Raw genomic sequence first — 23,888 nt, forward strand, 5'->3', positions numbered from 1 at the left:
ATCGGTTGCCGGCACGCTAACCGTGCCCACCGACAGCTGTCGGTGCGTCGGCCTAGGTTCGGGCCATGACTTCGCGCGCTGACGCCGGGCAGCTGAGTTTTGTGCAACTCCAGGCCCAGCTCGAAGCCACACCGGCCGCCCAGGCACTGCGGGAGACCACCTTCGTGGTGGTGGACCTGGAGACCACCGGCGCCCGCGCCTCCCCCGCCGTCGACGGCGCCGTCGACGCCATCACCGAGATCGGCGCGGTCAAGGTGCGCGGCGGCGTGGTCCAGGGGGAGTTCGCCACCTTGATCAACCCGCAGCGCGGCATCCCGCCGCAGATCGTCCGGCTGACCGGGATCACCACCGCGATGGTGCACGACGCGCCCACGATCGATGCCGTCCTGCCGATGTTTCTGGAGTTCGCCGGGTTCGGCTCAGCCCGCAACGGCGGCAATGACACCGTGCTGGTCGCCCACAACGCCGGTTTCGACGTCGGGTTCCTGACCGCCGCCGCGCAACACTGCGGGCTGGGCTGGCCGCGGCCGCCGGTGCTGTGCACGGTCCGGCTGGCACGCCGGGTGCTCAGTCGGGAGGAGGCGCCCAGCGTGCGACTGGCCGAGTTGGCCCGGCTGTTCGCGGTCAGCACCACACCCACCCATCGGGCTCTCGATGACGCCCGCGCCACCGTCGACGTCCTGCACGCCCTCATCGAGCGGGTCGGCAACCAGCGGGTGCACACCTTCGCCGACCTCCGCGCCTACCTGTCGCACGCCACCCCGGCCCAGCGCCGCAAACGCACCCTGGCCGAGGCGCTTCCGCACCGGCCGGGTGTCTACCTGTTCCGCGGGCCGTCCGACGAAGTGCTCTACATCGGCACCGCCACCGACCTGCGCCGCCGGGCCGGTGGGTACTTCAACGGATCCGATCGGCGCAGTCGCATCACCGAGATGGTGGCCCTGGCGACGCGGATCGACCACGTCGAATGCGCGCACCCGCTCGAGGCCGGGGTACACGAGCTGCGCCTGCTGGCCGCGCACGCCCCGCCCTACAACCGGCGCTCGAAGTTTCCGCGGCGGTGGTGGTGGATCACGCTTTCGCAGGAGGCCTTCCCACGACTGTCGGTGGTGCGCGCGCCCCGGCACGACCGGGTGATCGGCCCCTTCCGTTCCCGCGCCGACGCCGCCGCGACGGCGGCGCTGCTAGCGCGTTTCACCGGAATCCGAACCTGCACAACGCGGTTGAGCCGTACCGGCCGGCACACCTGCCCGCCGGCCGAAGTCAGCCCGTGCCCCGCCGCACCCGACATCACCGCCGCGCAGTACGCCGCAACCGTCCAGCGGGCCGCCGCGTTGATAGCAGGCACCGACAACAGCGCGTTAGGCGCCGCGGTGCACCAGGTGACCGCGCTGGCCGCTCGGGGCCACTACGAGAGCGCCGCACGGCTGCGCGACCGTGCGGCGACCACCATCGAGATCCTGTGGCGAAGCCAGCGCGCCCGCGCGCTGGCCGCACTGCCGGAGTTGGTGGCCGCCGCCCCGGACGGCACCGGCGGGTGGCGGCTCGCGGTGATCCGTCATGGCCGGCTGGCCGCCGCCGGCAACGCGCCGCGCGGCGTGCCGCCGATGCCCGTCGTCGACGCGATCACGCTGGGTGCCCAGGCGGTGACGCCCGAGCCGGCCCCGGCTGGCGGGGCCCTGGTCGAGGAGACCGCGCTCATCGCCCGCTGGCTGGCGGCTCCCGGCGTGCGCATCGTGCGGGTCGAGGGCGCCGCCGAAGGCGGCGGCTGGGCAGAGCCGCTGGCCTCGGCCGGGCCGTGGATGGCGTGGGCGGCCCAGGCCCGCTCGGCCCGACTGGCCTCAGAGCTGAGTGCCGAAGCGGACCCAACGAGCGAGCAGTTGTTCGGCCGCACCGCTGTCTATCGCCGCGACAGCGCGCTGCAGCCCGTCCTCCCAGGCCGGCAGCCATTCAGCGCTGCTGGATAGCCCGGCATACGCCACGATCGCACCGGCGGCATTGAGCACCACGGCGTCGCGTACCGGGCCCGGCGCTCCGGCCAGCACCGACCGGGCCTCCTCGGCGTTGGCCTGCGCGTCGCCGCCGAGCAGCTCGTGCACCTCGGCGCGGGCGAACCCGAACCCGGCCGGGTCGAAGGTCAGCCGGTCGATCGTGCCGGCCTGCACCCGCCAGATGGTGCTGGTGGTGGTCGTGGTCAGTTCGTCGAGGCCGTCGTCGCCGTGCACCACCAGCACGCTGGCCCGCCGGGCGGCGAACACCCCGGCCATCACCTCGGCCAAATCACCGAACGCGCAGCCGATCAGGCCGGCCCGCGGCCTGGCCGGGTTGGTCAGCGGGCCCAGCAGATTGAACACCGTCGGCACGCCGATCTCGCGCCGCGCCAGTGACGCGTTGCGGTAGGACGGCTGGAACTGCGGGGCGAAGCAGAACCCGATGCCGACCTCGGCGACGCTGCGCGCGACGGCGTCGGGGCCCAGATCGATGCGCACCCCCAGCGCTTCGAGCGTGTCGGCGCCGCCGGACAGCGAGCTGGCCGACCGGTTGCCGTGTTTGACCACCGGCACACCGGCGGCGGCCACCACGATCGCGGCCATCGTGGACAGGTTCACGGTGTTGGCGCCGTCCCCGCCGGTGCCCACCACGTCGACGGTCTCGGTGCCGATCTCCTCGGTGGGAACCTTGCGACCGTGCGCCAACATGACGTCGGCCAACTCCCCGACCTCGGCAGCGTTGGGGCCCTTCATCTGCATCGCCACACCGAAGGCCGCGATCTGGGCCGACGTGGCGGCACCGGCCATGATCTGCTCCATCGCCCAGGCCGCCTGGCCCCGGGCGAGGTCCCCCCCGGACGTCAGGCACCCCAGCACCTGCCGCCACTGTGCTATCTGCGCTATCGGCTGCGCCTCACCGCCGGGCTCGACCACGCGCAGATCGTCGCACGCGGCCCACCGGCCACCAAAGCCGCCCGCAAACACCGCAGGTGACGGCCTACACCACACCATTTCTGATGAATTGCCAGCCCCGGGTGGAGATCTTCAACTACATAGCGTCATACTTGCGGATGTGACGAGCGCTGTGGGGTCCTCGGGTACTGCCATCACGTCGCGTGTGCATTCGCTGAACCGTCCCAACATGGTCAGCGTGGGCACCATCGTGTGGCTGTCCAGTGAGTTGATGTTCTTTGCCGGGCTTTTCGCCATGTATTTCACGGCCCGGGCACAGTCCGGTGGCGCCTGGCCGCCACCACCGACCGAGTTGAACCTGTGGCAGTCGGTGCCGGTGACACTGGTGCTGATCGCCTCGTCGTTCACCTGCCAGATGGGCGTGTTCGCCGCCGAGCGCGGCGACGTGTTCGGGCTGCGCCGGTGGTATCTGGTGACGTTCCTGATGGGCACGTTCTTCGTCTGCGGTCAGGCCTACGAGTATTACCACCTGATCTCGCACGGCACCACGATCCCGTCGAGCGCCTACGGCACCGTGTTCTACCTGACCACCGGGTTCCACGGCCTGCACGTCATCGGCGGGTTGATCGCCTTCGTCTTCCTGATGCTGCGCACCACCATGAGCAAGTTCACCCCGGCACAGGCCACCGCGTCGATCGTCGTGTCGTACTACTGGCACTTCGTCGACATCGTGTGGATCGCACTGTTCGCCACGATCTACTTCATCCGATGACCAACCGCCCGATGAACAGGAGTGTCCGGTTGAAGACACTGAGGAAGTGGGCCCGACCTCACCACAACCAAACCGTCGCCCGGCGCCGGCTCCGGCGTCGGCTGTCCGGCGGCCTGCTGCTGCTGGTCGCACTGGCCATGGCCGGTGGACTGGCCGCGGTGGTGACCCCGACCCCGCAGCTGGCCGTCGCCGACGAGTCCGCCTCGGCGCTGCTGCGCACCGGCAAGCAACTGTTCGACACCTCGTGTGTGAGCTGTCACGGCGCCAACCTGCAGGGTGAGCCCGGACGGGGACCGAGCCTGATCGGTGTCGGTGAAGCCGCCGTCTACTTCCAGGTCTCGACCGGGCGGATGCCCGCAGCCCGCGGTGAGGCCCAGGCACCCCGCAAGTACCCGCTCTTCGACGACAACCAGATCGACGCCCTGGGCGCCTACGTGCAGGCCAATGGCGGCGGCCCCACCGTGGTCCGCGACGCCGACGGCAGCATCGCACAGGCCTCGCTACGCGGCGACGACCTGGGCCGCGGCGGCGACCTGTTCCGGCTCAACTGCGCGTCCTGCCACAACTTCACCGGGCGGGGCGGCGCACTGTCCTCGGGCAAGTACGCACCGGACCTGGCACCGGCCAACGAGCAGCAGATCCTGACCGCGATGGTGACCGGCCCGCAGAACATGCCGCGCTTCTCCGACCGGCAGATCTCTATGGAGGAGAAGAAGGACATCATCGCCTACGTCAGAGCCGTCACCGAGGAACATGATCCGGGCGGTTACGGGCTCGGCGGCTTCGGCCCGGCGCCGGAGGGCATGGTGATGTGGATTGTCGGGATGGTCGCTGCCATCGGCGCGGCTTTGTGGATCGGGGCACGCTCATGACCGAGGTCGGCAAGGACACCGCTATTCCCGACGCGGCCGAGCTGGCCGCGATGAACACCGAGGAGCTGCTGGCGCTCGGTGGCCGCATCGACGGCGTGGAGACGATCTTCAAGGAGCCGCGCTGGCCGGTCGAGGGCACCCGGGCCGAGAAACGGGCCGAGCGCAGTGTCGCCGGCTGGTTTCTGGCCGCCGGCGGCTTCGGCCTCGCCCTGCTGCTGATCTTCGTGTTCTGGCCCTGGGAGTACGCCTCGGTGGACTCCGCGGGCGGATTCGCCTACTCGTTGGCCACTCCGCTGTACGGGCTGACCTTCGGGCTCTCGGTGATGCTGCTCGGCATCGGCGCGGTGATGTTCGTCAAGAAGTTCATCCCCGAAGAGATCACCATCCAGGAGCGCCACGACGGCAGCTCCGCCGAGCTGGACCGTAAGACGGTCGCGGCACAGCTGACCGACGCATTCGAGGGCTCGACGATCGGGCGGCGCAAGCTGCTCGGGGCGTCGCTGGGCATCGGATTCGGCGCGTTCGGGCTGGGCACCCTGGTGGCCGGGGCCGGCGGCCTGATCAAGAACCCGTGGAAGCCGGTCGTCGACACCGCCGAAGGCAAGAAGGCCATGCTGTGGACCTCGGGATGGACCCCGCGCTACCACGGCGAGACCATCTACCTGGCCCGCGCCACGGGGCACAGCACCAATTCGCCGTTCATCAAGATGCGCCCCGAAGACCTCGACGCCGGCGGCATGGAGACCGTCTTCCCGTGGCGGGAGTCCGACGGCGACGGCACCACCGAGGAATCGCGCGAGAAGCTCACCGAGATCATGATGGGCGTCCGTAACCCGGTGATGCTGATCCGCATCCGGCCCGACGACATGCCCAACGTGGTCAAGCGCAAGGGCCAGGAGAGCTTCAACTTCGGCGACTTCTTCGCCTACACGAAGATCTGCTCGCACCTCGGCTGCCCGTCATCGCTGTTCGAGCAGCAGACCTACCGGATCCTGTGCCCGTGCCACCAGTCGCAGTTCGATGCGCTGCACTTCGCCAAGCCGGTCTTCGGCCCGGCGGCACGCGCACTGGCTCAGCTGCCGATCACCATTGACACCAATGGGTATCTGGTCGCCAACGGCGACTTCGTCGAACCTGTCGGACCGGCCTTCTGGGAGCGCACCTCATGAGCCCTGCAATCGGCGATCTGCTCGCCCGTCAAGCAGACGACATCGACACCCGCTACCACCCGGCGGCGGCACTGCGACGCCAGTTCAACAAGGTCTTCCCGACGCACTGGTCGTTCCTGCTCGGCGAGATCGCGTTGTACAGCTTCATCATCCTGTTGCTGTCCGGTGTCTACCTGACACTGTTCTTCGACCCGTCGATGGCCGAGGTCATCTACCACGGCGTCTATCAGCCGCTCAACGGGGTGCAGATGTCGCGGGCCTACGAGACCGCACTGAACATCTCCTTCGAGGTCCGCGGCGGGCTGTTCGTCCGGCAGGTGCACCACTGGGCGGCGCTGATGTTCGCCGCGTCGATCATGGTGCACCTGGCGCGCATCTTCTTCACCGGCGCGTTCCGCCGGCCGCGCGAGGCGAACTGGGTGGTCGGGTCACTGTTGTTGATCCTGGCGATGTTCGAGGGCTATTTCGGCTACTCACTGCCCGACGACCTGCTGTCCGGGATCGGCATCCGGGCCGCACTGTCGTCGATCACGCTGGGTATGCCGGTCATCGGAACCTGGTTGCACTGGGCGCTGTTCGGCGGCGACTTCCCGGGCACCATCCTGATCCCCCGGCTCTACGCCCTGCACATCCTGCTGCTGCCGGGCATCATCCTGGCCTTGATCGGTGTGCACATGGCGCTGGTGTGGTTCCAGAAGCACACCCAGTTCCCCGGGCCCGGCCGCACCGAGAGCAACGTCGTCGGCGTGCGGGTGCTGCCGGTCTTCGCGATCAAGTCCGGTGCGTTTTTCGCGATCATCACCGGCATCCTCGGCCTGATGGGCGGGCTGCTGCAGATCAACGCGATCTGGAACCTGGGGCCCTACCGGCCATCTCAGGTGTCGGCAGGCAGCCAGCCGGACTTCTACATGATGTGGACCGAAGGGATGGCGCGGCTCTGGCCGGCATGGGAGTTCTACCCCTTCGGGCACACCGTGCCCGGCTCGGTCGGCGTCGCGCTGATCATGGGCGCGGTCTTCATCCTGCTGATCATCTACCCGTTCCTGGAGAAGCGGTTCACCGGGGACTACGCCCACCACAACCTGCTGCAGCGTCCGCGGGACGCTCCGGTCCGGACCGGGATCGGCGCGATGGCGATCAGCTTCTACATGGTGCTGACCCTGGCGGCGATGAACGACATCATCGCGTGGAAGTTCCACATCTCGCTGAATGCGACGACCTGGATCGGACGCATCGGGATGGTGATACTGCCGCCGATCATGTTCTTCGCCACCTATCGGTGGTGCCTCGGGTTGCAGCGCAGTGACCGCGACGTGCTCGAGCACGGTGTCGAGACCGGCATCATCAAGCGGTTGCCGCACGGCGCCTACATCGAGTTGCACCAGCCGCTGGGCCCGGTCGACGAGCACGGTCACCCGATTCCGCTGGAGTACGCCGGTGCGCCGCTGCCCAAGCGGATGAACAAGCTCGGCTCGGGCGGCGCCCCCGGCAGGGGCAGCTTCCTGACCGCGGACCCGGCCTCCGAGGACGCCGCGCTCAACGAGGCCGCCCACGCCAGCGAACGGCGCGCGCTGACCGCGCTGGCCGAGCGCCAGGACGGCGACGGTAACGGCCAGCAGCACTGACCCCGGGCGATCGGGGGAGCTGCGCAGCCTGCTGCGCAGGCTTCCGGTTCTGGCCGGTTCCGCGCCGGAGTTCGATCCGGCGCTAGCACCCGGGGATCCGGTGGAGCTGTTTACCCGGTGGCTGCTGCACGCCGTCGACAGCGGTGTCGCCGAGCCGCACGCCATGACGGTGTCGACGGTGTCCGGATTCGCCGAACCGCGCCCGTCGGCGCGGGTCCTGATCCTCAAGGACGTCGACGGCGCGGGATGGCATTTCGCGGTCAGCTCGGTGAGCCGCAAGGGCGCCGAGCTGGCACGCAATCCCGCTGTGGCGCTGACGTTTTACTGGCCCGCGCTGGGCCGGCAGGTCAGGGTCGAGGGAGTTGCGCATGCCGACCCACCGCAGCTGACGGCCGAGGACTTCCGGGCCCGCTCCGACGGCGCCCGCGCGATGGCGTTGACCGGGCGCCAGAGTCAGCCCTACTGCGATCCCATCGAGATCAGTGAGGCGCTAGCGAAGGCTCGCCTGGAGTTGGACCGGTCCCCCACCCTGGTCCCCGCAGACTGGGTCTCCTATGCGGTACGCGCCGACACCGTCGAATTCTGGCAATCCGACCCGGATCGGCGGCACCGCAGGCTGCGTTACGAGCGCGACGGCGAGGGTTGGGCCACGACGCTGCTGTGGCCGTAAGGGGCGTCAGCCGAACCGGGACGGCAGTTCGAGCACCTCGCCCAGCCGGCGCAGGTACAGCCACGGGATCACCGGCATGGCGAGCGTGATCGCGCCGGCCAGCCCGTAGCAGACCCATGAGCCGGTGTCCTTGCCGACCGCCATCAGATAGGTCGCGGCGGCGACCATGGTCAACGCACCGCCGAAGGCGCTGCCGAGTACCGTGACGCCGCGCAACAGCACCCGGTCGACCTGCGCCTGGTTGGGCAGCAACGCCGGTCGCGTGGCGGCCGACCGGCGGCCCGGAGCGTCGAACCCGCGCTGTGGCAGCGGTGCCCCGGGCCGTGGCCGCGGCCCGGCCGCCGCCGGCGGTGGCGGCGCGAAGTCGGCGGATCGCCGCGCCGGCCCGGCCTGCCGGGCTCGCAGCAGCACCGGGACCGCAGCCAGGATGACCAGAGCGGAGACGCCGATGACGATGTACAGCAGGCCGGTGCCGGAACTCTCCGTCGGCTGGTCGAAACCCCGCCCGAGGTCGACCAGCGCGACCGTGGCCGCCACACTCATGCCCAGTAGTGTCAGCCAGATCGCCGCGCAGACACCGAGCAGCACTCGGTCGGTGACCTCCGGGGACTGCCCGGGGTGGACGAATCGGTCCGCGATGTTTCTGCCGACCATCAGCAGCTCGTCGCCGGTGCGTCGTTGCTGTTGGAGGACAGCACCCTACCGTCACTGCTGGTGATCGAACAGTTGAGCTTGCTCAGCCGCAGCATGCTGGACGCCTCCACCGAACCGATCTCCGACTGGGAGATCGGGGTCAACGTCAACGACCACGGGATGTAGGCGTTGCGTTGCGTCCGCCGTTGCCCGGAGGCGTCGACGTAGGTGATCGTGATCTGGTCGAACGGCGCCTTGGTGCCGGTGACCGAATAGGTCACCTGCATCGGCTTGGCCTGCGTGGTCGTGGTGGGCTCCGGTGTCGTGGTGGACGGTTCGGGGGCGGGGGTCTCAACCGGCGGGGGCGGCGGTGGCGGCGGCTCCTCGCTCGGCGGCGGCGGGGGCGGCGGCTCCTCACTCGACGGGGGCGGGGGCGGCGGCACGGTGGTGGTCGGGATGCTGGTCTTGGTGATCTCGTCCTGCACCGGCGGGTGCGACACGGTGGTGCTGGTCGGGGCCGGAGTGGCCAGGTCGTGCGTCTCGGTGCGGGCGAACAACAGTGCCACCGACACCACCAGGGAGATCGCGGCGATGATCACGGTGACCCCGACCACCCAGGGCCAGCGCGGCGTCTTGGCGTGCGGGTCCGGCTCCTCGGGCACGTTGTAGTTGTCGTAGTCGTACAACCGCGGGTCGGGCGGCACGTAGGGGCCGGTCAAGAACTGCTCGGACTCCGGCGCCGAATAGGCCCGCGAGTACGCCGTGTTGTCGGGGGTCCCGCCGGGGGTGGCCGCTACATCGTCGATCGCCGGGATGTCCCTGTCGCCGACCGCGCCCGGTACCGCTTCCGGAGCCGGTTCGGCGGCCGGCTGACCGTTGCCGGGGACGTCGTCTCCAGAACCCGACTCCGGGGGATTCGGCCCGCTCATTCCCGCCTATCCTGTTCCAACCTGTGCGCCCGCGCACGCGCCACCCACCGCGGTCGAATTCGACCACCGTTGGTCATTGTGCACCGGCAACCCTACCCAAACGGGTCGACACGGCGGTGCGTGCGGACCGGCTCAGTGTTTCTCGGGGCCGATGTAGTACTCGAAGACCAGCCCGGCCACGCTCGATATCACCAGCACCACGCCGGCGGTGATCAGCCACGGCAGCCACAACGCGATCCCGACGGCGGCCACCGATCCGGACAGCGCGATCAAAATCGGCCACCAGCTGTGGGGGCTGAAGAAACCCAACTCCCCGGCGCCGTCACTGATCTCGGCCGCCTCGTAGTCCTCGGGACGGGTGTCGAGCCGGCGAGCAACGAACCGAAAGAAGGTAGCCACGATCAGCGCCATCACCCCGGTCAGGATCAGCGCCGTGCTACCGGCCCACTCCACGCCACCGGTGGCGAACAACGACGTCAGTACGGCGTAGACCACACCGACGACCACGAAGAAGGTGGCCACGAACTCGAACAGCCTGGATTCGATGCGCATGGATCGTCCCTACTTGTCGCTGGCTTGCGGGGCCAGCAGGCCGCGCCGGCTATCGAACGGTTGCGTGGTGACGGCCAACGGCTCCTGGTTGATCGCCTCGAGCGCCTCGGCGTTGCTCTTCCCGGCGATGCGCTGGCCGAGGTAGGCCTTGAAGTCGTTGGGCGAGACCACCCGGACCTCGAAGTTCATCATCGCGTGGTACGTGCCGCACATCTCGGCGCAGTGACCGACGAACGCCCCTTCCTTCTGGATCTCGGAGACCTGGAAGGTGTTCACCTGGTTGTTGCGCTCGGGCCAGGCGATCACGTCACGCTTGAACAGGAACTCCGGCACCCAGAACGAGTGGATGACATCGGCGGAGTTCAGCACGAACTCGATGCGCTTGCCGCTGGGCACCACCAGCACCGGCACCTCGTTCGTGGTGCCGAGTGTCTCGACCTTGTCGAAGTTGAGGTAACTGCGGTCCTCGGTGTTGCGGCCACGGATCGGCCCGACCAGCTCCTCGCCGTGCTCGTCGACGCCTTCCGGCTTGGAGATCAGCGCATCCTTACGCTGCTGGTCCGCGCCGTCGTAGCTCAGCGTGCCGTCGCGGAAGTCGACCTTCTGGTAGCCGAATTTCCAGTTCCACTGGAACGCGGTGACGTTGACGACCACCTCGGGGTCGGGTTCGTGGTGCAGCATCTTCTCCTGCACGACGACGGTGAAGTAGAAGATCACCGCGATCGCCAGGAACGGCAGCACGGTCAGCCCGAGTTCCAGCGGCATGTTGTAGCCGAACTGGCGCGGCAGTTCGGTGTCGGTCGCCTTCTTGCGGTGGAAGAACGCCGACCAGAAGATCATTACCCAGACCATCCCGCCGATCACCACCGAGGCGATGACCATGCCCAGCCACAGCTTGTAGTTGGCCTCGGCCTCGGGCGTGATGCCCTTGGGCCAGCCGAAACCGACCACGTCGGTCCAGTCGAAGCTGCAGCCGCTGAGTGTCACCGCCAGTAGCCCGAGTACGCCGGCTCCCGCCAGCGGCCGAAGCAGACGGCTGAGCACAACGCCCTGCCCGCGACGTGTCACGTTGGTGCCTCCTCGAGTCACAGACCGGGCCGGCCAAAACCGGCGGAGCAGTCGAATACTACGCAGCGTAGACCACCCGAGTCACCCCGGTTCGGCTGACCTGCCGGTTGGCCGGTCCGGTCGGGCCCACCACCGGGCCTGGGCAGGCCTACGCGGTCTGAGACCGATCCCGGTGCGGCATACTGAGACCCGATGTGTGGACTGCTGGCCTTCGTGCGTGCCCCGGCCGGCACCGCCGACCCCGCCGCGGCGGATTCGGGCGACCGCACCGACATTGTCACCACGGTCGAGCGGGCGGCGCACCTGATGCGCCATCGGGGGCCCGACGAACTGGGCACCTGGACCGGCGACGGCGTCGCCCTGGGCTTCAACCGGTTGTCGATCATCGACATCGAGCATTCGCATCAGCCGTTGCGCTGGGGGCCCGCTGAACAGGCCGACCGCTACGTACTGGTGTTCAACGGGGAGATCTACAACTACCTCGAGCTGCGTGAGGAGTTGGCCGCAACCCACGGCGCCGTCTTCCACACCGACGGTGACGGGGAGGCGATCGTCGCCGGCTACCACTACTGGGGCACCGACGTGCTGCCGCGGCTGCGCGGCATGTTCGCCTTCGCACTGTGGGACACCGTGCGCGGCGAACTGTTCTGCGCTCGCGACCCGTTCGGGATCAAGCCGCTGTTCATGGCCAGCGGGCCGGGCGGCACCGCGGTGGGCAGCGAGAAGAAGTCCCTGCTCGACATGGCCGCCCTGGTGGGCTTCGACGTCGGCGATGCCGGCATCGACAGGCGGGCACTGCAGCACTACACCGTGCTGCAGTACGTGCCCGAACCCGAAACACTGCACCGCGGGGTGCGGCGGCTGGAGTCGGGCTGCTGGACGCGGATCAGCCCGGACCGGCCGGTCCCGGAGATCACCCGCTACTTCAAGCCCCGATTCGACGCCACCCCGATCAGCCGCGACACCGAACAGGCCCGCTACGACGAGATCACCGCGGTGCTGGAGGACTCGGTCGCCAAGCACATGCGGGCCGACGTCACGGTGGGCGCGTTCCTCTCCGGCGGGATCGATTCCACTGCGATCGCCGCGTTGGCGATGCGCCACAACCCGAAGCTGATCACGTTCACCACCGGGTTCGAGCGGGAGGGCTTCTCCGAGATCGACGTCGCCGCGGCGTCCGCCGAGGCGATCGGCGCCCGGCATGTGGTCAAAGTGGTCAGCCCGGCCGAATTCGTCGCCGCCCTGCCCGAGATCGTCTGGTACCTCGACGACCCGGTCGCCGACCCGGCCCTGGTCCCGCTGTACTTCATCGCCGCCGAGGCCCGCAAGCACGTCAAGGTGGTGCTCTCCGGCGAGGGTGCCGACGAATTGTTCGGCGGCTACACCATCTACCGCGAGCCGCTGTCGCTGCGGCCGTTCAACTACCTGCCGGCACCGGTACGCCGGTCGATGGGCAAGGTGTCCAAGCCGCTTCCGGACGGGATGCGCGGCAAGAGCCTGCTGCACCGCGGGTCGCTGACGCTCGAGGAGCGCTACTACGGCAACGCCCGTAGCTTCTCCGACGAGCAGCTGCGCGCGGTATTGCCCGGCTTCTCCCCCGAGTGGACGCACACCGATGTGACCGCGCCGCTGTATGCCGAATCAGCGGGCTGGGATCCGGTGGCCCGGATGCAGCACATCGACCTGTTCACCTGGCTGCGCGGCGACATCCTGGTCAAGGCGGACAAGATGACCATGGCCAACTCACTGGAGTTGCGGGTGCCGTTCCTGGACCCGGAGGTGTTCGCGGTCGCCTCCCGGCTGCCGGCGTCGGCCAAGATCACCCGCACCACCACCAAGTACGCGCTGCGCCGTGCGCTGGAGCCGATCATCCCCGCGCACGTGCTGCATCGGCCCAAGCTCGGTTTCCCGGTGCCGCTGCGGCACTGGCTGCGCGCCGGTGAACTGCTGGAGTGGGCCTACGCCACCGTCGATGGCGCCGCCGCCACTCCCGCTGCCCAGCTGATCGACGTCGCCGCGGTGCGCACCATGCTCGACGAGCACCGGGCCGGCACCGCCGATCACAGCCGGCGGCTGTGGACCATGCTGATCTTCCTGCTCTGGCACGCCATCTTCGTCGAGCATTCGGTGGTCCCGCAGATCAGCGAGCCGACGTACCCGGTACAGCTGTAAGGCGCGAACAGCGGATTCGGGCGCTTTCGTGACTGCTCGGCGGGTTATTTGAGTGCGGCGCCGATCTCCGCGGCGGGGGCGTCGCCGTAGGCGTCGGCCAGCCTGGCGAGCGCGACGTCGCGGTCCCACGACCACTCCTGGGTTCCGGTGGATTCGAGCACCAGCACCGCGACGAGGGAACCGAGTTGCGCGGAGCGCTCCAGGCTCAGCCCGGCGCTGCGGCCGGTCAGGAAACCGGCCCGGAAGGCGTCACCGACTCCGGTCGGGTCGGTCTGGGCCTTCTCGGGTACCACGCCGACATGGATCCGCGAACCGTCGGGGTTGACGATGTCCACGCCGTTGCCGCCCAGCGTGGTGACCCGCAGGCCCACCTGCTTCATGACGTCGGCCTCGGTCCAACCGGTCTTCGACAGCAGCAGATCCCACTCATAGTCGTTGGTGAACAGGTAGGTGGCACCGTCGATGAGCCGGCGGATCTCCTCACCGGTCAGGCGGGCCAGCTGCTGGGACGGGTCCGCGGCGAACGCCAGGCCGAGCTTGCGGCACTCCTCGGTGTGGCTGAACATCGCCTCAGGGTCGTTGGCTCCGATGATGACGAGTTCGGGGGTGCCGAGGCGCTCCACTACCTGGGCCAGCGAGATGTTGCGTGCCTCCGACATGGCGCCCGGATAGAACGAGGCGATCTGGGCCATGTCGATATCGGTGGTGCAGGTGAAGCGCGCGGTGTGCGCCGTCGCGGAGACCAGCACGTTGTCGCAGTTGACGCCGTGGGAGGCCAGCCAGTCGCGGTAGTCGGCGAAGTCGTCGCCGGCCGCGCCGACCAGCGCGGCATCACCGCCGAGCACGCCGATCGCGTACGCGATGTTGCCCGCCACACCGCCGCGGTGCACCACCAGGCCGTCGACCAGGAAGCTCAGCGAGACTTTCTGCAGGTGATCGGCCAGCAACTGTTCGGAGAACCGACCCGGAAAGCGCATCAAATGATCGGTTGCGATCGAACCGGTCACCGCAATCGTCACTGACTATCCCCCTCGTGTTGCCAACGTGGACCTGAATGTGGGTTCCCACGGTAGCGGCCGGTGCAACCCGGTTCGTCGCCGGGCAGCGCCTAGCCGTCAGGCCGAGGGGCGGTTGCCGATGGTCAGTTGAATGAGTCGCCGCACGAGCACGAGCCGCCCGCGTTGGGGTTCTCGATGGTGAAACCCTGCTTGTCGATCTGGTCGGCGTAGCCGATCTCCGCACCCTGCAGGTACGGGGCGCTCATCCGGTCGACGGCCAGCTTGACCCCGTTGAAGTCGGTGATCACGTCACCGTCGAGGGTGCGGTCGTCGAAGAACAGGTTGTAGCGCAGGCCGGCGCAGCCGCCCGGCTGAACCGAGATGCGCAGGGTCAGGTCGTCACGGCCTTCCTGGGCCAGCAGCGACTTCACCTTGGCCGCGGCTTCATCGGTCAAGACCACGCCCTGAGACTCGGTGGTCGACTGGTCCTGAACAGTCATTGCGTCTCCCTAACTGCGGTTGATTCGGGGCGGGCTCGCCTCGACTCGAAGCATCCAAGCCCACCGTCACAACGATACCGTGCGCCGAGGTGTTCCCTACTGAGCTGCCGGATCGGGGGAACCCGCCGGTCGGCTACCGATCTGCGCCGCAAGCACCGTGGTCAGCCCGATCAGCTGGTTGGCGGCGTCGACCAGCGCCAGGCCCACCGAGCCGGCGTGGTCGGCGATCGCGCGGGCGGCCACCACGCCGGCCGACCGCAGCGCCGGCTCGTCCAGGTCGATCTGCCCGGCCAGTACCAGCACCGGCAGCTGCCGGGTCCGGGCCGCGGCGCACAGCGATCCGATGACCTTGCCGTGCAGGGACTGCTGGTCGAACCGGCCCTCGCCGGTGACCAAGACGTCGGCGTCGGCGAGGGCGGCCGCCAAATCGGTGTGGCGCGCCACGATAGCGGCGCCCGATTCGGCGACGCCGCCCAGTGCCAGCAGGGCGGCGCCGATCCCGCCGGCGGCCCCGGCCCCGGAAGCGGCACTGACCTGCCGGCCCGCGGCGCCGTCGAGTTCGGCCGCCCAGGCGGTCAGCCGGGTTTCGAGTACAGCGACCGTAGCAGCGTCAGCGCCCTTCTGCGGACCGAACACCCGTGCCGCGCCCCACGGGCCCAGCAGCGGGTATTCGACGTCGCAGGCCGCAATCAGCTCGACATCGGCGAGCCGCCGCCTGGCGGCGGTCAAGCCGCCCAGTTCCTCGACCATGCCCTTTCCGCCGTCGGTACTGGCGCTTCCCCCGAGCCCCACGACGATGCGCCGGGCCCCGGCGTTCAGTGCCGCGTCGATGAGGTGCCCCACCCCGGCGCTGTGTGCCGCCAGTGCGGTCCGCGGCGACGGTGACCCGTCCAGCAGCGCCAACCCGCAGGCCTGGGCACATTCCAGGTAGGCCGTCTCGGCTGCCGCGTCCCAGAACCATTCCGCCTCGACCGGTGTGTCCAACGGCCCACTGACCCGACACCGCTGCACCGTGCCCGAACCGGCCTCGCCCAGCCGGGCTGCCAGCACCGCGACGAAACCCGGCCCGCCGTCGGACTGCGGGGCGATCGCCAACCGGTCGTGGGGGCGGCTGCGGTGCCACCCGGTCGAGATCGCGGCGGCGGCCTGCACCGCGGTCAGGCTCTCGCCGTAACAGTCCGGTGCGATCAGCACCCGCAGCCCCGCCGCCCCCGCCGAGGAGGCACCGGCACCGGGGTGGTCAGCCATACCGGCAGGGTATAGAGCCACATCGGCGACCGGGAACAGCGGCCAAGTAATCTGGCGGGCGTGAAGCTGCCGGGACGCAGGAAAGACGACGCGGGGTCCGCCGGCTCCGCTGACTCCGCCGGCGGTGCCGTCGACCTCGACAGCACCGAATCCAAGGCTGCTGCTCGGTCCGGCCTCACCGCGCCCAAGGGCCGGCCCACGCCCAAGCGCGATGCGCGCGCTCGGCGTCGCGGACCGGTGGCCCCGGCTCCGATGACCGCCGCGGAGGCCCGGGCCCGGCGCAAGAGCCTGGCCGGACCGAAGCTCAGCAAGGAAGAGCGCCGCGTCGCGAAGGCCCAACGGCGCGAGCGGATGGCGCAGCGCCGGGAGCGGATGCTCGCCGGTGACGAGTCGGCCCTGCTCGAGCGTGATCGCGGCCCGGTGCGCCGCTACGTCCGGGACATCGTCGACGCCCGCTACAACCTGCTCGGGCTGTTCATGCCGGTGGCGTTGGGATTGATGTTCGTGATGATCGCGGTCCCGCAGGTCCAGTACTACATCTCGCCGGCGATGATGCTGCTGATGATCCTGATGGCCGTCGACGGCGTCCTGTTGGCGCGCAAGGTCGGCAGACTGGTCGACACCAAGTACCCCGACAACACCGAAGCCCGCTGGAAGCTGGGCATCTATGCCGCCAGCAGGGCATCCACGCTGCGCCGGATGCGGGCACCGCGCCCGCAGGTGCGGCGCGGCGAACGCCTGGACTGAGTTCGGCTCGGGGCCGTCAGCTTTGGATCTGCAGGAATTCCCGCCGGTATGCCCGCCCGATGCGTCGGCGGCTGCCGCCGCCCGGGCGCGGCAGGACTCGCTGACCAAACCACCCGGCTCACTGGGCCGCCTCGAGGAGCTTTCAGTGTGGGCGGCCGCCTGTCAAGGCCGTTGCCCGCCTAGGCAATTCGACCGAGTTCGGGTGGTGGTGTTCGCCGGTGATCATGGTGTGACCCGAGAACGGGTGTCCGCTTACCCGGCGGAGGTGACGGCGCAGATGGCAGCCAACATTGACCGCGGTGGCGCCGCGATCAACGCGCTGGCCGACGTGTCCGGCGCCGGCGTGCGGGTGGTGGACATGGCCGTCAACAGTGAGGTCTCCGAGTCGCTCAGTGCCCACAAGGTGCGCCGCGGCAGCGGTGACATCTCCACCGAGGACGCCCTGACCGCCGAGCAGACCGTGGCCGCGGTGGATGCGGGCCGCCGGATCGCCGACGCCGAAATCGACGCCGGTGCCGACCTGCTCATTCCCGGCGACATGGGGATCGGGAACACCACTGTCGCAGCAACTTTGGTCGCCGCAGTGACCGGTGCCGAGCCGGTGGCGGCGGTCGGCCCCGGGACCGGTATCGATGACGCCGGCTGGGCGCGCAAGACCGCTGTGGTGCGCGACGCCCTGTTCCGGGCGCGCGGGGTGTCGGACCCGTGGCAGCTGTTGCGCTGCTGCGGCGGGGCCGACTTGGCCGCGCTGGCGGGTTTCTGCGCCCAGGCGGCCGTCCGGCGCACACCGGTCCTGCTCGACGGTCTGGCGTCGACCGCCGCCGCCCTGGTAGCCGAGCGGCTGGCCCCCGGCGCCCGGGCGTGGTGGCAGGCCGGCCATCGCTCCCCCGAGCCGGCCCACGCGTTGGCGTGCGCGGCGCTGCAGCTGGAGCCGATCCTCGACTTGCGGATGCGGTTGGGTGAAGGCACCGGCGCCGCGGTGGCGCTGCCGGTACTGCGGGCGGCGGTGGCCGCGCTGGCGTCGATGTCCACCTTCGCCGAAGCCGGCGTCTCCGGCCCCGCCGCAGCGACGGCCGAGGCCGACCGGTGATCCGGTCACTGGCCTCGGCGATCACGTTCGGGACGGCGGCACGGCTGCCCGCCGCCGCCGGTGGCGCGCCGGGACGCGGCACCTTGACGGCGCTACCGGTGGTCGGGGCCGGCCTGGGGGCGCTGGCGGCGGGCGCGGTCTGGGCCGGCGGCTTCGCGTTCGGTCCCGATAGCGCGTTGACCGGGCTGCTCGCGGTGGCCGTGCTACTGGCCGCCACCCGCGGGCTGCACATCGACGGGGTGGCCGACACCGCCGACGGGCTGGGCAGCTATCGGCCCGCCGAACAGGCACTCCAGGTGATGCGCGACGGCGCGACCGGGCCGTTCGGAGTGGTCGCGGTGGTGCTGGTGGTCGGCCTGCAGGCATCGGCGTTTCCGATGCTGGACACGGCGGGCATCGTCGTCGCGGTCTGCGCCGGCCGGGTGTCGGCCGTACTGGCCTGCCTGCGTTCGGTGCCCGCCGCGCCGGGCAGCACGCTGGGCGCCGCCGTGGCGGGCAGCCAGCCGGTGCCGGTGGCGATCGCCTGGGTAGCGGTGCTCGCTGCCGGGTCGACGCTCGCCGGTGCGGCGCCGTGGCACGGGCCGGTCGCCGTGGTGGTGGCGCTGGGCGGCGCCGCGGTGCTGGTCAGGCACTGTGTCCGCCGGCTGGGCGGTGTCACCGGCGACGTGCTGGGCGCGGCCGTCGAATGGACGACGGCGCTGGCCGCCGTGCTGCTGGCCGCGTTCTGACCAGACCGGAAGCATCGAAAACTCTCCGGACTTAGAGACCTTTCTCCCCCAAAGTCACAACTCCGGGGTATGTTTGAAAAAGCAGGAACTGTTATTAACATTTTTGCCTTCTCGCGACTCCGGAGGAACGCCGATGGCTCGCCATCATCGCTACAGCAAAAGAAGCCGAGAATCGCGCAAGGCGATGGCCAACGGGTCCGACGACGCGCCGGACTACCCCGACGCCGAGGACGCCCTGGCCGAGCACTGGCCGCCCGGGCCGGAGGAATCGGACGCCCCACCCGATTCGGCGGGTTGAGCCCGGCGGGATCAGTCCAGCCGAGCCATCCAGCCGTGAGTGTCGGCGAAGGTACCGCGCTGGATGCCGGTCAGCGTGTCCCGCAGCGCCATGGTGACCTCGCCCGGCTCACCGTCGGCAATGGTGAACTCCCCGGCCGCGGACTTGACCCTCGACACCGGGGTGATGACGGCGGCGGTGCCACAGGCGAAGACCTCGGTGATCTCGCCGGCAGCGGCCTTCTTCTCCCATTCGTCAACGTCGATCTTGCGTTCCTGGACTGCGAACCCGGCGTCAGTCGCCAACTGCAGCAACGAATCCCGAGTGATTCCGGGCAACAGTGACCCGGACAGCTCCGGCGTGACCAGCCGCGCCGAGCCGCCGGTGCCGAACACGAAGAACAGGTTCATCCCGCCCATCTCCTCGACGTAGCGCCGCTCGGCCGCGTCCAGCCACACCACTTGATCGCAGCCGTTGTCGGCGGCCTGCGCCTGGGCGACCAGCGAAGCGGCGTAATTACCGCCGAACTTGGCCGCGCCGGTGCCGCCCGGGCAGGCTCGCACATACTCGGTCGACAGCCAGACGCTCACCGGCTTGATGCCGCCCTTGAAGTACGCGCCGGCCGGTGAGGCCATCACCAGGCAGCGATACTCGTTGGCCGGCCGCACTCCCAGTCCCGGCTCGGTGGCAAAGATGAACGGCCGCAGGTACAGCGACTCCTCTCCCCCGGCTGCCGGCACCCAGGCGGAGTCCACGGCGATCAACTGCCGTAGCGACTCGATGAACAGTTCGTCGGGAAGTTCCGGGATCGCCAGCCGCCGAGCCGACGCGCGCATCCGCGCGGCGTTGGCCTCCGGCCGGAACGACACGATCGATCCGTCCGTCCAGCGGTAGGCCTTCAGCCCCTCGAAGACCTCCTGCGCGTAGTGCAGGACCACCGCCGACGGGTCCAGTTCGATCGGCCCGTAGGGCATGACCCGCGCGTTGTGCCAACCGGCATCGCGGGTGTAGTCGATCGACACCATGTGATCGGTGTGGAACTTGCCGAAACCCGGCTCAGCCAAAATGGATTCACGTACCTCGTCGGGAGTCGGGTTCGCCGTGACCGACACCTGGAACTCGAGGAGGCCGCTTTTCATGCAGCGATTGTATAACCGGTGCGCTAGCGGGTTTTTGCCGTCACGAACGGCGGCCGCACCAGCTCGCATTCGACGGCCCGGCCGCGCACGTCGACGGTGACCAGCGCGCCGTCATCGATGCCGGCATCCGCGTCGATCAGTGCCAGCGCGATGCCGGCCTTCAGCGTCGGCGAGAAGGTGCCCGACGTGGTGACCCCGACCTGCCGGTCGCCGTCGAGCACCGCCAACTCGGCTCGCAACACGCCGCGTCCGGTGGCCCGCAGCCCGCGCAGCAGCCGCGCCGGGCCTGCCGCCTTCTCGGCCAGCAGCGCCTCGCGGCCGAAGAACGCCGGCTTCTGCCAGCCGATCGCCCAGCCGCAGCGCGCCTGCAGCGGCGAGATCTCCGGCGACAGTTCGTGGCCGTGCAGCGGGTAGCCCATCTCGGTGCGCAGCGTGTCGCGGGCGCCCAGACCGGCCAGCTCACCCCCGGCCTGCGAAACTGCCGCCACCAGCGCGTCGAACACCACCGCCGCCGTCTCCCACTCCGGCAGCAGTTCGTAGCCGTGCTCCCCGGTGTAGCCGCTGCGGCATACCCGTACCGGCACGCCCGCATACGACGCATCGGCGAAGCCCATGTAGTCCATCTCGGTCGGCAGGCCAAAGCCGGCCAGCACCTCGGTCGACCGCGGCCCCTGCACCGCCAGCACCGCGCGCGAGCGGTGCTCGTCGGTGATGGTCACCCCGGCCGGCGCAGCCTCGGTCAAGGCGGCCACCACCGCCGCGGTGTTGGCGGCGTTGGGCACCAGGAAGATCTCGTCGTCGGCGATGTAGTAGGCGATCAAGTCATCGACGACGCCCCCGGATTCGTTGCAGCACAACGTGTATTGCGCCTTGCCGGGCCCGATCCTGGTCAGGTCGTTGGTGAGTGTGGCATTGACGAACGCCGCCGCGCCCGGGCCGCGAACCGTCGCCTTGCCCAGATGGCTCACATCGAACAGACCCACGGTGCTGCGGGTGGCGTTGTGCTCGGCGACGGTGCCGGCGTAGGACACCGGCATGAGCCAGCCCCCGAACTCCGCGAAGCTGGCGCCCAGCTCGCGGTGGCGATCTTCCAGGGGTCCGTGTTGCAGTTCGCTCACGACGAGCCACCTTAATCGGCAAACTTGTCTAGGTGGTCGATTGGGACGCGCTGGCAGCCGCGGGCATCTCCGACGCGCGTGGGCGCGCCGACCTGCTTGAGTACCTCGACGGGCTCGGTTTCAGCACCGAGGAGATGGCCGAGGCCGAACGCCAGGGCCGGCTGTTCGGCCTGGCCGGTGACGTGGTGGGGCGCTCGGGTCCGCCCGACTACACACTGCGGACCGCCGCCGAGGCCTTGCGGGTACCGGTCGGCGATGTCGAACGCGCCTGGACGATGCTCGGGCTCAGCGTCGATGGCCCCGACACGCCGGCGCTGAGCCAGGCCGACGTCGACGGGCTGGCCACCTGGGTCGAGATGCGGTCCTATCTCGGCGAGCCGGTCGACGGTTTCCTGCGGGTGCTGGGGGCGACGATGGCCCGGCTGGCCGAGGCCGAGTCGTCGATGATCCGGATCAGCGAGCCCGACATGTGGCTGGGCCACACCCACAGCGAGCTGCGCACCGCCCGCGCCTGGCGGACGGTCGCCGAATACATTCCCCGGATCGGCGCGATGATCGACGCCGTCCACCGCCAGCACCAGGTCAGCGCCCGGACATTCCTCGAGGGCCTGGCCGGCGGGCCCACGTCGAGCATGGTGTGCGGGGTGGGCTTCGCCGACCTGACCGGCTTCACCGCCCTGACCCAGGTGCTCACCTCCGAGGAGCTGGCGACGCTGCTCACCGACTTCGGCGGCAGCGTCGCCGACGTGGTGCACGCCGACGGCGGGCGGGTGGTCAAGTTCATCGGCGACGCGGTGATGTGGGTGAGCGCGAGCGGGGAGCTGTTGGCGAAGGCGGCGACCGACCTGGTCGACCATCCCAAGGCCCGCAAGGTGGGTCTGCAGGTGCGGGCCGGACTGAGCTACGGGGAGGTGCTGGCCATCAACGGTGACTACTTCGGCACCCCGGTGAACCTGGCCGCGCGGCTGGTGGACGCCGCCGAACCCAGGCAGGTACTGGCCTGCGCCGGCGTGGTCAAAGAATTGGCGGACTGGCCCGTGGTGGAAAGAGGGCCCTTGAAACTCAAGGGATTCGACGAGCCCGTCCCGGCATTCGAGCTGGTGCTGCCCGCCGATCGTTAGGGTGAGTGCTTGTGAGCACCCAACCCGGATACCGCGCCCCTACCGTCACCGTCACCGACTCGCTGCCCACCGCCGAGGAGGCGGTGCTGATCGTGCCGGTCGTATCGGCCGGCGATGAGCCGGATGAGTCCGGCGCCGTGGTCGCCGCGACCGAGCCGGCACTGCCGGCCGAAGCGGTCGCCGAGATCGAGGCCGGCCTGCGGGCGCTGAACGCCAAGGGCGGAAGCGAACAGGTACACCGGCTGGTGGTGGCATCACTGCCGGTGGCCAGCGTGCTGACCGTCGGACTGGGCAAGGCCCGCGACAGCTGGCCCGCTGATGTGATCCGGCATGCGGCGGGCACCGCGGCACGCTCGCTCAACGGCACCGCCGCCATCGTCGACACCCTGGCAGGGCTGCCCGGCGCCCCCGATGAGGACGTGGTGGCAGCCGGTGTCGAGGGCCTGCTGTTGGGCGGCTACCGCTTCACCGCGTTCCGCACCGACAAGACCGCCCCGAAGGATCCGGGCCTGCAATCGGTCACCGTGGTCAGCGCCGCGCCCGACGCGGCGGCACGCGCGGCCCGCGGGGCCGATGTCGCCGCCGCGGTGGCCACCGCGCGGGACTTCGTCAACACCCCGCCGAGCCACCTGTTCCCGGCCGAGTTCGCGGACCGGGCCAAGGCGCTGGGCGAAGCCGCCGGTCTGCATGTCGAGGTGCTCGACGAGCAGGCGCTCGCCGACGCCGGCTTCGGCGGGGTGATCGGTGTCGGCAAGGGCTCGTCGCGGCCGCCGCGGCTGGTGCGGCTGACGTACCGGCCGGCCGTCGAGCATGAGGTCAAGAAGGTGGCGCTGGTGGGCAAGGGCATCACCTTCGACACCGGCGGCATCTCGATCAAACCGGCCGCCTCGATGCACCACATGACCTCCGACATGGGCGGGGCTGCGGCCGTGATCGCGACCGTGGTGCTGGCTGCGCGCCGCGAACTCTCGGTAGAGGTGACCGCCACCGTCCCGATGGCCGAGAACATGCCGTCGTCCACCGCGCAGCGGCCCGGGGACGTGCTCACCCAGTACGGCGGCACCACCGTCGAGGTGCTCAACACCGACGCCGAGGGCCGACTGGTGCTGGCCGACGCGATCGTGCGGGCCTGCGAGGACAACCCGGACTATCTCATCGAGACCTCGACACTGACCGGTGCGCAGACGGTGGCGCTGGGCGCGCGTACCCCCGGGGTGATGGGTTCGGACGAGTTCCGGGACCGGGTGGCGGCGATCTCGCAGGCCGTCGGTGAGAACGGCTGGCCGATGCCGCTGCCCGACGAGCTCAAAGAGGACCTGAAGTCGACGGTGGCCGATCTGGCCAACGTCAGCGGGCAGCGCTTCGCCGGCATGCTGGTCGCCGGGGTGTTCCTGCGCGAGTTCGTGGCCGAGGGCGTGGCCTGGGCGCACATCGACGTGGCGGGGCCGGCCTACAACAGCGCCGGCCCGTGGGGCTACACCGGCAAGGGCGGCACCGGGGTGCCGACCCGCACCATGTTCGCGGTCTTGGAGGACATCGCCGAGAACGGGTAGCCGG

Annotated in this window: 22 protein-coding genes and 1 pseudogene; 13 read left to right on the forward strand and 10 right to left on the reverse strand. The window is 69.8% G+C overall.

Annotated features, from left to right (window positions below; all coding sequences use genetic code 11):
* Positions 1–65: 65 nt before the first annotated feature.
* Positions 66–1,904, forward strand: a pseudogene (locus ACAG20_RS00670) (DEDD exonuclease domain-containing protein); the annotation flags it as partial.
* Here ACAG20_RS00670 and trpD read toward each other — a convergent pair.
* Positions 1,842–2,924, reverse strand: a complete 1,083-nt coding sequence (gene trpD / locus ACAG20_RS00675; RefSeq protein WP_370491147.1) for an anthranilate phosphoribosyltransferase — start codon at positions 2,922–2,924, stop codon at positions 1,842–1,844. The pseudogene ACAG20_RS00670 and the gene trpD sit on opposite strands and share 63 nt — an antisense overlap.
* A gap of 139 nt (positions 2,925–3,063) precedes the next feature.
* Here trpD and ACAG20_RS00680 point away from each other — a divergent pair, with 139 nt between their 5' ends.
* Genes ACAG20_RS00680 through ACAG20_RS00700 form a run of 5 tightly spaced genes read left to right on the forward strand, consistent with a single transcriptional unit; the run spans position 3,064 to position 8,011 of the window.
* Complete coding sequence (locus ACAG20_RS00680) at positions 3,064–3,675, forward strand: heme-copper oxidase subunit III (RefSeq protein WP_112688966.1); 612 nt, start codon at positions 3,064–3,066, stop codon at positions 3,673–3,675.
* On the forward strand, positions 3,672–4,547 hold the full coding sequence (locus ACAG20_RS00685) for a c-type cytochrome (protein WP_234825777.1): 876 nt from the start codon (positions 3,672–3,674) through the stop codon (positions 4,545–4,547). The genes ACAG20_RS00680 and ACAG20_RS00685 overlap by 4 nt, the downstream gene beginning before the upstream one ends.
* On the forward strand, positions 4,544–5,716 hold the full coding sequence (locus ACAG20_RS00690) for a ubiquinol-cytochrome c reductase iron-sulfur subunit (RefSeq protein ID WP_370491148.1): 1,173 nt from the start codon (positions 4,544–4,546) through the stop codon (positions 5,714–5,716). The genes ACAG20_RS00685 and ACAG20_RS00690 overlap by 4 nt, the downstream gene beginning before the upstream one ends.
* Complete coding sequence (locus ACAG20_RS00695; protein WP_370491149.1) at positions 5,713–7,341, forward strand: cytochrome bc complex cytochrome b subunit; 1,629 nt, start codon at positions 5,713–5,715, stop codon at positions 7,339–7,341. The genes ACAG20_RS00690 and ACAG20_RS00695 overlap by 4 nt, the downstream gene beginning before the upstream one ends.
* 49 nt (positions 7,342–7,390) lie before the next feature.
* On the forward strand, positions 7,391–8,011 hold the full coding sequence (locus ACAG20_RS00700; protein WP_370491402.1) for a pyridoxal 5'-phosphate synthase: 621 nt from the start codon (positions 7,391–7,393) through the stop codon (positions 8,009–8,011).
* Between the two features lie 6 nt (positions 8,012–8,017).
* Here ACAG20_RS00700 and ACAG20_RS00705 read toward each other — a convergent pair whose 3' ends face one another.
* The 4 genes from ACAG20_RS00705 to ACAG20_RS00720 all read right to left on the reverse strand — a co-directional run bounded on the left by ACAG20_RS00705 (position 8,018) and on the right by ACAG20_RS00720 (position 11,157).
* Positions 8,018–8,665 (reverse strand): DUF2561 family protein, encoded by a 648-nt coding sequence (locus tag ACAG20_RS00705; RefSeq protein ID WP_370491150.1) that lies wholly within the window; start codon positions 8,663–8,665, stop codon positions 8,018–8,020.
* Positions 8,665–9,573, reverse strand: a complete 909-nt coding sequence (locus tag ACAG20_RS00710; protein WP_370491151.1) for an MmpS family transport accessory protein — start codon at positions 9,571–9,573, stop codon at positions 8,665–8,667. The genes ACAG20_RS00705 and ACAG20_RS00710 overlap by 1 nt, the downstream gene beginning before the upstream one ends.
* Before the next feature lie 132 nt (positions 9,574–9,705).
* A complete protein-coding gene (locus tag ACAG20_RS00715) occupies positions 9,706–10,125 on the reverse strand; it encodes a cytochrome c oxidase subunit 4 (RefSeq protein WP_013828639.1) in 420 nt (139 codons plus the stop codon).
* Positions 10,126–10,134: 9 nt separating this feature from the next.
* A complete protein-coding gene (locus ACAG20_RS00720; protein ID WP_370491403.1) occupies positions 10,135–11,157 on the reverse strand; it encodes a cytochrome c oxidase subunit II in 1,023 nt (340 codons plus the stop codon).
* A gap of 228 nt (positions 11,158–11,385) precedes the next feature.
* On the opposite strand from ACAG20_RS00720, the gene asnB reads away from it, so the two are divergent.
* Entirely contained in the window at positions 11,386–13,365 is a 1,980-nt protein-coding gene (gene asnB, locus ACAG20_RS00725) for an asparagine synthase (glutamine-hydrolyzing) (protein WP_370491152.1), read from the forward strand.
* 44 nt (positions 13,366–13,409) lie between these two features.
* Here the strand turns inward: asnB and ACAG20_RS00730 are convergent, their stop codons facing one another.
* The 3 genes from ACAG20_RS00730 to ACAG20_RS00740 form a co-directional block, all read right to left on the reverse strand.
* Positions 13,410–14,384 (reverse strand): carbohydrate kinase family protein, encoded by a 975-nt coding sequence (locus ACAG20_RS00730; protein WP_370491153.1) that lies wholly within the window; start codon positions 14,382–14,384, stop codon positions 13,410–13,412.
* A 122-nt stretch (positions 14,385–14,506) separates the two neighbouring features.
* A complete protein-coding gene (locus ACAG20_RS00735) occupies positions 14,507–14,863 on the reverse strand; it encodes an iron-sulfur cluster assembly accessory protein (RefSeq protein WP_065025289.1) in 357 nt (118 codons plus the stop codon).
* 96 nt (positions 14,864–14,959) lie between these two features.
* Positions 14,960–16,111, reverse strand: a complete 1,152-nt coding sequence (locus tag ACAG20_RS00740) for a glycerate kinase (protein ID WP_370491154.1) — start codon at positions 16,109–16,111, stop codon at positions 14,960–14,962.
* A gap of 60 nt (positions 16,112–16,171) precedes the next feature.
* Between ACAG20_RS00740 and ACAG20_RS00745 the strand changes: the two genes are divergently transcribed.
* The 4 genes from ACAG20_RS00745 to ACAG20_RS00760 all read left to right on the forward strand — a co-directional run bounded on the left by ACAG20_RS00745 (position 16,172) and on the right by ACAG20_RS00760 (position 18,974).
* Positions 16,172–16,858, forward strand: a complete 687-nt coding sequence (locus ACAG20_RS00745; RefSeq protein ID WP_370491155.1) for a DUF3043 domain-containing protein — start codon at positions 16,172–16,174, stop codon at positions 16,856–16,858.
* Between the two features lie 28 nt (positions 16,859–16,886).
* A complete protein-coding gene (cobT, locus tag ACAG20_RS00750) occupies positions 16,887–17,948 on the forward strand; it encodes a nicotinate-nucleotide--dimethylbenzimidazole phosphoribosyltransferase (RefSeq protein WP_370491404.1) in 1,062 nt (353 codons plus the stop codon).
* A complete protein-coding gene (locus ACAG20_RS00755) occupies positions 17,945–18,676 on the forward strand; it encodes an adenosylcobinamide-GDP ribazoletransferase (RefSeq protein ID WP_370491156.1) in 732 nt (243 codons plus the stop codon). Before cobT ends, ACAG20_RS00755 begins: the two co-directional genes overlap by 4 nt.
* A 133-nt stretch (positions 18,677–18,809) precedes the next feature.
* On the forward strand, positions 18,810–18,974 hold the full coding sequence (locus tag ACAG20_RS00760; protein ID WP_370491157.1) for a hypothetical protein: 165 nt from the start codon (positions 18,810–18,812) through the stop codon (positions 18,972–18,974).
* 11 nt (positions 18,975–18,985) lie between these two features.
* On the opposite strand, the gene ACAG20_RS00765 is transcribed toward ACAG20_RS00760, so the two are convergent.
* On the reverse strand, positions 18,986–20,092 hold the full coding sequence (locus ACAG20_RS00765) for a branched-chain amino acid aminotransferase (protein ID WP_112688724.1): 1,107 nt from the start codon (positions 20,090–20,092) through the stop codon (positions 18,986–18,988).
* A 23-nt stretch (positions 20,093–20,115) separates the two neighbouring features.
* Entirely contained in the window at positions 20,116–21,210 is a 1,095-nt protein-coding gene (gene gcvT / locus ACAG20_RS00770; protein ID WP_112688722.1) for a glycine cleavage system aminomethyltransferase GcvT, read from the reverse strand.
* A gap of 32 nt (positions 21,211–21,242) precedes the next feature.
* On the opposite strand from gcvT, the gene ACAG20_RS00775 reads away from it, so the two are divergent.
* Positions 21,243–22,331 (forward strand): adenylate/guanylate cyclase domain-containing protein, encoded by a 1,089-nt coding sequence (locus ACAG20_RS00775; protein ID WP_370491158.1) that lies wholly within the window; start codon positions 21,243–21,245, stop codon positions 22,329–22,331.
* An 11-nt stretch (positions 22,332–22,342) separates the two neighbouring features.
* Positions 22,343–23,884, forward strand: coding sequence for a leucyl aminopeptidase (locus tag ACAG20_RS00780; RefSeq protein WP_370491159.1), 1,542 nt, complete (start codon positions 22,343–22,345; stop codon positions 23,882–23,884).
* The last annotated feature ends 4 nt before the right edge of the window (positions 23,885–23,888 follow it).

It is taken from the genome of Mycobacterium sp. pW045, assembly GCF_041287085.1.
Classification (GTDB): domain Bacteria; phylum Actinomycetota; class Actinomycetes; order Mycobacteriales; family Mycobacteriaceae; genus Mycobacterium; species Mycobacterium algericum_A.